Source organism: Methanobrevibacter sp., from assembly GCF_045586545.1.
GTDB lineage: Archaea > Methanobacteriota > Methanobacteria > Methanobacteriales > Methanobacteriaceae > Methanocatella.
In genome coordinates this window covers 1-9511 of record NZ_JAZNAN010000119.1, presented here as the reverse complement: position 1 = coordinate 9511, position 9511 = coordinate 1, and the positions used below count along the sequence as shown (strand labels likewise).

Genomic DNA, 9511 nt, shown 5'->3' with positions numbered 1-9511 from the left:
GACAACTTAATTTTTCCATTTAATTTTAACTAACTTAAAAACGATTCGATTTCGAAGTTGGTCTGTTTATTAATATTAAAACTAGATTGTTATATGAATACTTATGAGATAGTTGTATCACTTTTCTCTCTACACTACTTTTCTAGAAGTTATATTAATTAAATATTTTCATTGTCTCAAATATAATTTTTAAATTAAAACTGTAACATTCTATTCACAATGAATCGATACATCAATGTGTAAAAGCAAACAGCTTTAAAAATGTCGCACTTTAATTATTTTTAATAGTAATTACAGTACTGTTTAAACCCAATATCCTTGAATAATCCACTTTATAAGCTATTTTGTTTAAAACAGAGATATTGTCAAATTCAAGATTATCATTCTCAACTATAGGGTTGAAGTCAATGCCTGAGTCTTTAATGGAAATCAATATGTATTCATCGCTATCTCTAACAATAATATCAATCGTATCGACATTTTCATTAATGTTAATGATATTGGTTAGCATTTCTTCAATAGCCATACTAACCAATGTTGCAGACTTGTTTTCAGACAAGAACTCCTGAATTTCAGCAGATAGATTAACTGCATCATTAATATTCCCATTAATTGTGTACTCGAATATTTTTCCATTATCATTTTGTTTTATCAAAAAGAAACCTTCATATTCATCATTATACTTTCTATTGGCATATCTTGAGTATAAATATATGAATAGCAGTGTCACAACTTCGCTTACGCAAAATGAAATCCAAAATCCATTTGCACCTAAAAAATAGACCAGGATATTTGCTAATAGTATAGGAAGAATCAGCCCTTCAAGAACAGTTATTGCATTTGATAACCTATTATACTGTACTGATTGAGTGTAAAAAATGTATAGGAAATTAAGTGCATAACCTAAAATACTTAAAGAATAAATCCTAACGGCATTCAAAACCAAAGGAATGTCAGAAGCATTTTTTACATTAAATAAGAATAATATCGCCTGAGGAAATACTGCAAACAACACGGTGAAGAATATTCCGAAAATTGTAACGATTTTCAATGATCTTTTAACAACATATTCAACACCATTGTAGTCTTCCTCTTTGAAATAAAGAGCCACAATTGGTAGGATCGATTGTGTAGTTCCGAAAATAAATATGGTAACTAAAAATAGTGTATTATAACACATATTAAAGGCTGCAAGACCCATCTCACCTAAAATGGAAGTTATTAATGCGTTTAGGAATACTAATTTAATGGTTGTGTATAATGGAATTGAAGCGCCTGAAAATCCTGCTTTAGAAATATCAATCAGATTGCTGATTAATTGAGAAGATTTGAACTTGATAAATTTTAATGTCCCTTTTGAATCAAGGAAATATGTGAGAATATAAATTGCAGATGTTACAGCACCAATTGTAGTTGCCAGTGCTGCACCCTGAATGCCAAAATTTAAGAATTTCATCAATATAATGTCAAAAATGACATTTACACCATTGTTCATTAAAAATGCCCTAAACTGCAGTTGAATAAAACCATCTGTTTTGATGAAATATGCAAAACAAATCATGAAGCATGTAAACGGTATTCCAATAAGATACAAAAAGAAATATTGGCTGACAAGAGGTCTTATTTGAGGGGATTTGCATAATACCTGCATATAGAAGTCGGGAAAGAGAACACCTGAAACGGTAATCAACACTGAAATCAGCACCACCAAAATGATTGAAATCGTGAATATCTCATTTGCCTTATCATCATCGAATTCGGCTTTAGCGCATGTGCACAGGATACTTCCTCCCAAACCGATAAGCCAATAAACAACATTTACAAAAGCCGCCAGAGGTTCAATACTTTGGACTACTGACAGATATGATGACCCCATAAACAGACTAATGAAAAATGCATCTGCAAGAATTGCAAAATTGCCTGCAATTGAAGCCATCAATGTTGGAAAGAACAATTCCTTAAACTTACTGTTTAATAAATTAAAATTCCTTTCATATGTCATTCAAATCATTATCTTTTTGATGCAATTATCATTCTTGGCAAGTTATGCAAAGGCAATTCTATTTTCAAATCCATAACTCGGACAAGTGCTTCAGCACCCACTCTTCCATTTGGAAGCAATCCATAGGTGGATTTTGGAATGAAAATCAGACCGCTTAATCTAACCTTGTTGAATATTTTTAAAAACAAGTTTGCAATATAATCGTCCTTTTTATCGAGAATGCTCTTATTCAGGTTGACCACAACACAATCAAACTCTCCATTTAATGCATCTAACTTATCCGGAGTGACTTGAAGCAAATCAACATCATCAAAAATTGAATCAGTGACAAAAAGGGTTGTTCCATAAACAGGGGCATTCTCCAATAAATAGTGGATGTCCTTAAATGCTTCATCTTCGTCAATCTCGGTTTCCTTATCTAATCCTTCACTTAAAACCAACTGGAATGCATACTTTTCAATGCTTCGTAAAAAATCAAGGTCTTTTTTTACCTGGTATCCGTCACTGTGAGATAAGAAAACTGTTCCGCAACTTGTTTCCAGGTCCTGAGTTTTTAAGAAAGGTTGGGTTTCATTAATTGGATCAAGAGCTGTTTTATAATGGCTTTTAAGTTTGTTACTGATATGATTCATCGGTGAAGATTCTGCAATCAAATCATTTGGGACTATGAACAGTTTTAATGCTGCATGGCCAAATAACTTATATCCTTTTTTAAGTTCATAATCGAATTTTTTTGGATTTAAATAAGAATCAAGAGAACTGTCAGTTTCGTGCTGGCCTGAAAAACTGTCTAAAAAATCTGCATCCATGTTTGCCCCACATGGTCTGCAATTTACTTCAATCAGGACAGGACCCTTTTCATCAATCATGTATTCTCCATGAACAGGACCATATTGAATGCCTAAAGCGTCGGCAACGTCATATGCATATTCGACAAGTTTCGCTTCACCAAGATCCAATTCATTAATTGATTCAAAAGAATCATAGATGTGGCCTCCTTCTGAAGTCTTGATTTTGTTATATTTCCAAATGAGAGTGACTCTATGAACGCCTCCACAGGAAACGGTATTTACAACATATTCATCACCGTTTATGCGTTCTTGAATAAGGAGTTCTGCGGACTCATTGCCGTAGTAACCCTTTTGATTAAATACCTTTGAAATGGAATCAATCATTTCCTGTCTGTTTTGGCAAATATTCACACCAACGGAAGCAGCACCGTATATCGGTTTTACAACAACTTCCTTTAAACCTTCGCTGTCATAATAGTCAACTGCTTCTTCCACAGACTTGACAACACGTCCCCTAATTGACCGTAGATTATTTTCAGCCAATCGGTTTTGCATTTCATTTTTTAGAGTGAATGCATCAAGGTTTTCAATAGGATTACATAATAAATTCAAATCGTTAGCCAGCTTAGTTGCAAGAATGACTCCTTTCTCATTTCCAGGAACCACCAAAACTGGATCCAATTCTTTAACCATTGCCAATGTTTCTTCATAAGTATCTTTTTCATGAATTAAATCAAAATCATGTTTGATTCGCTCATAACTATCATGAACTATTTTTTTATAAAGCAATGCTTCCTCATTATCACCGGATTCAGCCATTTCCAAAACGATTGGATTATAATTTCTTGCAACGATGTCTTGAATATAATTTGTTCCTGTAGATATACATTCGACTACAACAATATTTCTCATTTGACACACTTCCTTATGTTAAAAAATTTTATTTTTATTAATTTTTAAAGTTTCCCTAATATTTCATGAAAATCGCTGAATTTGAAGCTGTACAAGTATCTCTAATTTAAATGGTTGAACTTCAATTCAGGGTTTAAATATTTCTGTATTTTTTCACGAATATTACTGTAATAATAGCCGTTGCAACAATAGCTATTGCATTTGCAATCATAGATGGCAACTGTAATCCTTCAGGGGCCTGTAAAATATATCCTATAGTAATTAAAATACAGAGAACAGCCGGAAGTAGCGTTATTATATACAATTTTCCTTTTTTCATCAGATAAACTGTGGCTGAAAGAAGTACGCTGACAGCTATTATTAACTGAGCCCATGCAACATATCTCCACACCAGGTTAAAGTCAATGAAAGTCAATGCATAGGACAGTACAAATATTGGGAGAGCCAGTTTCAATCTTGAAAGGAATTTATCCTGATTGATGTGCAATTCATCGGCTAATGTAATTCTGGAACTTCGAAGTGCAGTGTCTCCAGTTGTAATTGGACAGACCACAATACCAATAATGATTAAAATCACACCAATAGGGTCAAGTAGTTTTGTAGCCATTTCATTAACTGCAACGGCAGGTGCTGCGGCATATATTGCACCAAGTTGCGGTTGGCCATGGAAAAATGCTAATGCGACTGCTGCCCAACAAAGAGCAGTTATACCCTCCAAAACCATTGCACCGAAAAATACTGGTCTTGAATCATTTTCAGTTTTTATGCATCTTGCAACAATAGGTGACTGTGATGCGTGAAAACCGGAAATAGCACCACATGCAATTGTAACGAACAGGAATGGGAAAATCGGATTGTCAGACAAGTATAAACCCTGTGTTGTAAATTCAGGAATGGTGTATCCCGGATTTAATATTACGGCTCCGGTTATTAAAACCACCATTATCATGAACAACACTCCCATGATAGGATACACTTTTCCGATAATCTTATCTACTGGCAGTAATGTGGCAATAATGAAGTAACCAAATATTGCTGCTGTCCAAATATATAATGGAATGCTTGTCAAGTTACTGAGAAGGGCCGCAGAGCCTGTTGAAAACACAGCCCCCACAAAAATCCCTGTTATGACAGTGACGACTGCAATGAATTTTTGCGCAGTGGTGCCCAAATATTTGGATATGATGTGAGGCATGGTGGAACCGTCATCCCGTAAAGATAAGAACCCTGAGAAGAAATCATGCACTGCACCAATGAAAATGGTACCCAGTGTAATCCATAGAAATGCTGCAGGACCGAATAATGCACCTTGAATCACTCCAAATATTGGTCCTGTTCCGGCAATATTTAGAAACTGAACTAAAAATGCTTTAATTCGAGACATTGGCATATAATCAACACCATCTTCAAACCTATGAACTGGTGTTTGCATGTTTTCATCAATACCTGCGACTTTTTCTAAAACTTTACCATAAATGAAATATGATGCAATTAATACTGCAAGACAAATTAAAAAACTGTACATTATTATAAACTATTAATTTGAACATATTTAATTGTTTTCATGAAAATTATATACACTCATTAATCATAAATGATATAATTTATTCTAAATTAATTTCTATTGGTAATCAATATAGTTAGGCTCAGAAATCTCCTTTACAACATCCTATTTCTAACATCCTCAATCAATAAAAGTGGATCAGGATTATGCAATTTTTGGTTCTTTTTAACCAGTTCATGTTTACTGTTGGCGTAATAATATTAGGCATATGCAACATATTTATATTTTCATTGGATTATTAATGATTCAAGTCTTAAAGTGCATATAGTAAATAGGAACATATGCATACATTAAACAGAACACGGATTCATATAATTGTGTTGTGATACTTCCTTAAATTTAAATATATATATGATTATGAATAGAATAAGTTATAATGAAAAATGATTATTTCAGATTTGAAGATAAGGAGCATGATATTCCGTTTTACAATGGAAATCCTAAACTTAGTTACTCAAAAATAATTGCATTATTTCTCGGACTTTGTTTAACATTCTGCATACCTTTCATTGAATTTGGAGACATGGAACTTCTAAAAGCAATATTATCATGTTTTATACCTTTAATTGCAGTATGGTATTCTTTAGAGGGCAACTTATCAGAGATTTTCAGAAAACCTGAAAAAAATGATATAAAAATTATAATCATTGGTTTGATAAGCGTTTTCCTGGTAATGGGTATAGCCACTTTAATTGCAAAAGTATTTGGAATTCCTTCACAGTCACATAAACCATATGTGGGCACTCCAATAATTACGATTCTATCCACTATTATACAACTTGTTGGTGAAGAATTATTCAAATTCATAGGGATTGTGCTGCCTATGATTTTTACATATAAGTATATTGGCCGTAGAGGTGCGATAATTGTAGGAATTATTGTTTCACAGCTGATATTTTCACTGGCACATATATCAGCATACGGATCCAATATTGCAGATTTAATATTGACAATAGGTATAGGTTCTATTGTATTTCCATTAATTTATGTAAAAACAAAGAATATCACTATATCTTATTTGGTGCATTTAATTTGGGATTTTATAGGTATTCTACCAGTAATTTTCGGTATAGCAACACTGCTGTTTTAAATTAATTCAGATTTTTCAAAATATTCATTTAATATAACAACAATATCAAAATCTACTCAAAAATTTATAAAATTCGCCAAATTGAAAAATTAAAGAAAAATATTAAAAAAATCTTTTAAGAGGAGGTAAAATGAAAAAACATTTTTATATAACGTTAATTTTAATTCTATTTATATCTTTAGGTGCAGTTTGCGCATCAGACTCAATTTCAGATGATGATTTGAGTGAAGATAATGGAGAACATTTGGAAATCATGGAAGAGAATATCATAGGCGAACATAATCAAAATCCGACAGGAAATGATAATTTAAGTGAAAATTCATTTACTCAATTGGAAAATGATATAAACAGTTCTACAGATATTTTAGAAATAACTCATGATTATAAATTCGATAATAATACTGATAACTTTACCCGAATCAGTTTTGTAAAAAATAATTTTGTCATTGACGGAAACAACCATGTTATTGATGCAAATAATTTATCAGCAATATTCGAGATTTCCGGAACCAACATTACCATAAATAATCTGGTTTTCAAAAACGCTAACTCCTATTCAGGCAGTGTTTTATATATCAATTCTGAATCTACAGTAACAACAAATAATGTGACTTTTGAAAACTGTGCAGCTGAATATGGAATAATTTTAACTGTACTGTCAACTTATAACAGTAATGATGATAAATTCCTTGACTGTACAGCTTCAGAAGGAGTAATCTTTGGACACAGGTCTAATTTAATCTTCAACAATTCCCTGATGAGAAGTTCTAAAAATTTAAAATGGGGGTTTATTAAAACCGAAGGACTATCATTTACTGGTGTTTTCAACTCAATATTTGCAAATACCACCTCTAAATACACTACTGCAATTATGGGAAGTGGAAGATTGGAGATTGTAAACACCACCTTTATCAATTTGCATGCCAACCTCACAGCTGGTGCTATCGGACTGAAAGAAATAGAGGGAGCATATATAAAAAATTGTAATTTTAGCAATGTCGGCTCCGAAAAAAATGGCGGGGCAATTTATACCGATGCATACACTTCAGGTGAAACCCCGACCGTTGAAATAACAGATTCCAATTTTGTTGACTGTTATTCTCAATTCGGAGGAGCCATTTTACAATTGGAAGGTATTCTTGATGTGGATAATTGTAACTTCACAAACAATCTTGCAGTTTTTGATGGAGGGGCAATATATGTCTCCTGGACAAACATGACGGTTTCAAATTCAAGATTCAACAATAATTCTGCAGTATATGATGACAAAAGAGGAAGCTTTGGAGGTGCAATATTTGCGGATGCATCCACCTTTACATTGAAAAATTCTGAATTTATCAAAAACAGCGCACAGGATGGAGGCGCAATATATATGTATGATACTGATTATGACATTAAAGATAATCTGTTTGAAAATAATTCGGATTTAAATGGAACTTATGATGACATATATTCAGCATTCGATGGAAATATGAAAATTTTAGAAAACAATGTATACTCTTTCAATGATTCAATCAGTTTAAACAATACATTTTATGATTTGATTTCAGTTACTCCTGCATTGAAATTGCCAATATTCAACAACAGCATAGAAGTGGAGTCAATCCCTTCAAAATTTGACCTGCGTGATTGGGGATGGGTAACACCAGTCAGAAACCAAGGTTCATCAGGAGTATGCTGGTCATTCGGTATTTCTGGAGCTATGGAATCTTCAATATTAAGATTTTTAGATGTTGAAATGGATATTTCTGAAAATAACATGGCTGATGTTTCATTCAGGTACAATAGATATGGATCCACAAATGTTCATGAAGGGGGAGGCTTTAATATTGGTGCAAATTATGCATTGAGTTGGTTAGGAGTATTCCCATCAGTATTTGATGTCTATGATGAACTTGGAAAAATTTCACCGGCAATCGGTGTGAATTCCAGCATTCATTTCCAGGATATTGTCTGCATAAAGCCATGTGCAAATGCAACTGATATTGGCCATGTGAAAGAAGCTGTCTTAAAATATGGTGCTTTATATGTGAGATATTACGCTGCACAGGATGAACCGTATTTCAATGAAGAAACAAGCGCACAATACTGTGATGATGAATCCGTGAAAGTAAACCACGGTGTCGTTTTAGTCGGTTGGGATGACACATATTCAAAAGAAAACTTTTTGATAACTCCTCCGGGCGATGGTGCATGGTTATTTAAAAACAGCTGGGGAGAAGATGCTGGAGATGAAGGATATTTCTATATATCCTATTATGACTCAACATTCATGAAAAATAATGATGCATATGCATTCATATTCATAAATGATGTTGATTACAACAAAAATTACCAGTATGATCTTCAGGGTTCATTCATTACTTATGATTTAAATGAATACCGCAACAACTTTGTAGCTATTGAAGACGATTTGATTGCAGGTGTGGAAACATATTTCAAGGATGCCGGCAGTAACTACACAGTTGAAATTTATGTCAATGACAAATTGATGCATGTGCAAAATGGCCTTTCTCCATTTGCAGGATATCATACAATTAAATTAGATTCATATGTTCCAATTAAACAAGGGGATGAATTCACTGTTAAAATCAAATCTAACTGCTTGCCTTGTTTGGCATATTCAAGACAGCACTTCATAAAGAATTCCTCAGAATTCCTTTATAATGGCACTTGGACTGATGCAGCTGAAAAAGGATTCGTGTGTTGTATAAAAGCATTTACAGTTGTTGATGATTCTAAAATCACTGAAAACAGCAATATTTCAGTTGCCTATGGCAATAAATCTTTCTTCAGTGTTAAAGTTGTAACTTATGATGGTCATGCAGTTACCGGTGCACCTGTTGGGTTTGCCATTAATGGAAAGACAGTCAATGCAACAACAGATAATGAAGGTATTGCCGGATTGGAAATAAGTGATGGTCCTGGCACTTATACAATAACAACTCTTTATAATAATCAAACCTATGAAAACAAAGTTACTGTAAGATTAGATTCACAGAACCATAAAGTCGTTGCTAAAAATATTGCAGTGGATTATGCAGGAGGTTCATACTTTACAGTAAAAGTGGTATCCAGTGATGGTAAAGTTGCTGTTAGTGGCGAATCTGTAATATTTGTCATCAACGGCAAGACCACAACTGCTAAAACAG

Annotated in this window: 5 protein-coding genes; 2 read left to right on the top strand and 3 right to left on the bottom strand. The window is 33.3% G+C overall.

The features are described from left to right. Positions 1-271: 271 nt before the first annotated feature. The 3 genes from ACKI3D_RS08915 to ACKI3D_RS08905 form a co-directional block, all read right to left on the bottom strand. A complete protein-coding gene (locus tag ACKI3D_RS08915; RefSeq protein ID WP_292812255.1) occupies positions 272-2002 on the bottom strand; it encodes an MATE family efflux transporter in 1731 nt (576 codons plus the stop codon). A gap of 8 nt (positions 2003-2010) precedes the next feature. Then, entirely contained in the window at positions 2011-3705 is a 1695-nt protein-coding gene (locus ACKI3D_RS08910; RefSeq protein WP_407393828.1) for an ATP-grasp domain-containing protein, read from the bottom strand. A gap of 133 nt (positions 3706-3838) precedes the next feature. Next, positions 3839-5230 (bottom strand): carbon starvation protein A, encoded by a 1392-nt coding sequence (locus tag ACKI3D_RS08905; protein ID WP_407393827.1) that lies wholly within the window; start codon positions 5228-5230, stop codon positions 3839-3841. Positions 5231-5645: 415 nt separating this feature from the next. On the opposite strand from ACKI3D_RS08905, the gene ACKI3D_RS08900 reads away from it, so the two are divergent. Together ACKI3D_RS08900 and ACKI3D_RS08895 are read left to right on the top strand one after the other, a co-directional pair. Then, the gene (locus ACKI3D_RS08900; protein ID WP_407393825.1) at positions 5646-6359 is read left to right on the top strand and encodes a CPBP family intramembrane glutamic endopeptidase; all 714 of its coding nucleotides are present in this window, start codon (positions 5646-5648) and stop codon (positions 6357-6359) included. A gap of 130 nt (positions 6360-6489) precedes the next feature. Further along, positions 6490-9511: C1 family peptidase (locus ACKI3D_RS08895; RefSeq protein ID WP_407393823.1), on the top strand; the 3022-nt coding region annotated here is incomplete at its 3' end.